The organism is Streptomyces sp. NPDC039430 (genome assembly GCF_055639435.1).
Window position 1 is genome coordinate 1 of the sequence record NZ_JBVKAK010000039.1, and the last position, 2,834, is coordinate 2,834.

Annotated in this window: 2 protein-coding genes; both read right to left on the reverse strand. The window is 68.0% G+C overall.

Annotated features, from left to right (window positions below; translation table 11 throughout):
- Positions 1–1,019 (reverse strand): 2-oxoacid:ferredoxin oxidoreductase subunit beta (locus ACZ7LS_RS36745; RefSeq protein WP_385372296.1); only part of this gene is annotated, 1,019 nt, incomplete at its 3' end.
- Positions 1,012–2,834 (reverse strand): 2-oxoacid:acceptor oxidoreductase subunit alpha (locus ACZ7LS_RS36750; RefSeq protein ID WP_385372298.1); only part of this gene is annotated, 1,823 nt, incomplete at its 5' end. The genes ACZ7LS_RS36750 and ACZ7LS_RS36745, both read right to left, overlap by 8 nt.

Below are 2,834 nucleotides of genomic sequence, written 5' to 3' on the forward strand. Positions count from 1 at the left end.
GTGGCCAGATCGCCCTTGCCCTGCCGCTCGATGGCCGTGTCGAGCTGGTCCGACATGAGGGTGTCGTAGACGGGCCGTTCGACGCTGCGCAGTACTCCGATGGGGGTGTGGTGGAGGGTGTCGGGGTCGGCGAGGCGGGAGAGGGCGAAGGCGGTGGTGGGGCTGGTGGTGTGGGCGTCGTGGATGAGGATCTGTGGTTCGTTGTCGGGGGTGACGGTGACGACGTGGAGGTCGCCGGTGGCGGGGTCGCGGACCACGCCTTTGCGGCCGTCGGTGCCGAAGCGGATCGGCTGTCCGTGTTCGAGGCGGATCACGGCTTCGGCGGCTTTCTCCTTGTCCTTGAGGACGTCGAAGGCGCCGTCGTTGAAGATGTTGCAGTTCTGGTAGATCTCGACGAGTGCGGTGCCGGGATGGCCGGCGGCCTGGCGCAGGACGTCGGTGAGGTGTCTGCGGTCGGAGTCGACGGTGCGGGCGACGAAGGAGGCTTCGGCGCCGATCGCGAGGGACACCGGGTTGAAGGGCGCGTCCAGTGAGCCCATCGGGGTCGATTTGGTGATCTTGCCGACTTCGGAGGTGGGGGAGTACTGGCCTTTGGTCAGTCCGTAGATCCGGTTGTTGAACAGGAGGATCTTGAGGTTGACGTTGCGGCGCAGGGCGTGGATGAGGTGGTTGCCGCCGATGGACAGGGCGTCGCCGTCGCCGGTGACGACCCAGACCGACAGGTCGCGGCGTGAGGTCGCCAGGCCGGTGGCGATGGCGGGGGCGCGGCCGTGGATGGAGTGCATCCCGTAGGTGTTCATGTAGTACGGGAAGCGGGAGGAGCAGCCGATGCCGGAGACGAAGACGATGTTCTCTTTGGCGAGGCCGAGTTCGGGCATGAAGCCCTGGACGGCGGCGAGTACGGCGTAGTCGCCGCAGCCGGGGCACCAGCGGACTTCCTGGTCGGACTTGAAGTCCTTCATGGTCTGTCCGGCTTCGGCCTTGGGGACCAGTGCCAGCAGCTCGTTGACGTCAGGCATCGATGGCCTCCTTGAGGGCCGTGGCCAGTTGTTCGGCCTTGAACGGCATGCCGTTGACCTGGTTGTAGGAGTGGGCGTCGACGAGGTATCTGGCGCGCAGGAGGGTGGCGAGCTGGCCGAGGTTCATCTCCGGTACGACGACTTTGTCGTAGCGGGTGAGGATGTCGGCGAGGTTGCGGGGGAAGGGGTTGAGGTGGCGCAGGTGGGCCTGGGCGATGGGGGTGCCGGTTTTGCGCAGGCGGCGGACGGCCGCGGTGATGGGGCCGTAGGTGGAGCCCCAGCCCAGGACGAGGGTGCGGGCCCGGTCGGGGTCGTCGACGGCCAGGTCGGGCACGGCGATGTTGTCGATTTTGGCCTGGCGGGTGCGCACCATGAAGTCGTGGTTGGCGGGGTCGTAGGAGATGTTGCCGGTGCCGTCCTGTTTCTCGATGCCGCCGATGCGGTGTTCCAGGCCGGGGGTGCCGGGTACCGCCCAGGGGCGTGCCAGGGTCTGCGGGTCGCGTTTGTAGGGCCAGAACACGTCGGTGCCGTCGGGCAGGGTGTGGTTGGGTCCGGCCGCGAACTCCACGCGCAGGTCGGGCAGTTCATGCGTGTCGGGGATCCGCCAGGGTTCGGAGCCGTTGGCGAGGTAGCCGTCGGAGAGCAGGAAGACCGGGGTGCGGTACGTCAGGGCGATCCGGGCGGCTTCCAGGGCGGCGTCGAAGCAGTCCGCCGGGGTCCGCGGCGCCACCACCGGCACCGGCGCCTCACCGTTGCGCCCGTACATCGCCTGGAGGAGATCGGCCTGCTCCGTCTTCGTCGGCAGCCCTGTCGAGGGCCCGCCCCGCTGGATCGCGACGACCAGCAGCGGCAGCTCCAGCGAGACCGCCAGCCCGATCGTCTCCGACTTCAGCGCCACCCCGGGCCCCGACGTCGTCGTCACGGCGAGGGAACCGCCGAACGCCGCGCCCAGCGCCGCGCCGATCGCCGCGATCTCGTCCTCGGCCTGGAAGGTCCGCACACCGAAGTTCTTGTGCCGTGACAGCTCGTGCAGGATGTCGGAGGCCGGGGTGATCGGGTACGAGCCCAGATACAGCGGCAGCTCCGCCCGCTGCCCCGCGGCGATCAGACCGTAGGACAGGGCCAGGTTCCCGGAGATGTTGCGGTAGGTGCCGGCCGGGAACGCCCGGGAGGCGGGCGCCACCTCGTAGGAGACCGCGAAGTCCTCGGTGGTCTCCCCGAAGTTCCATCCCGCCCGGAACGCGGCGACGTTCGCCTCCGCGATCTGCGGCCTCTTCGCGAACTTCGCCCGCAGGAACCGCTCCGTGCTCTCGGTCGGCCGGTTGTACATCCAGCTCAGCAGACCCAGCGCGAACATGTTCTTGGAACGCTCGGCCTCCTTGCGGGAGAGACCGAACTCCTTGAGCGCCTCGATCGTCAGCGTCGTCAGCGGCACCGGATGGACCTGGTAGCCGTCCAGCGAACCGTCCTCCAGCGGCGAGGTCAGATAACCCACCTTCGCCATCGGCCGCTTCGTGAACTCATCGGTGTTCACGATGATCTCCGCGCCACGCGGCACATCCCCGATATTCGCCTTCAGCGCCGCCGGGTTCATCGCCACCAGCACATTCGGCGCATCCCCCGGCGTAAGGATGTCATGATCCGCGAAGTGCAGCTGGAACGAGGAGACACCCGGCAGCGTCCCGGCAGGAGCCCGGATCTCCGCGGGAAAGTTCGGCAGCGTCGACAGATCATTCCCGAACGACGCCGTCTCCGACGTGAACCGGTCACCCGTCAGCTGCATCCCATCACCCGAGTCACCCGCGAAACGGATGA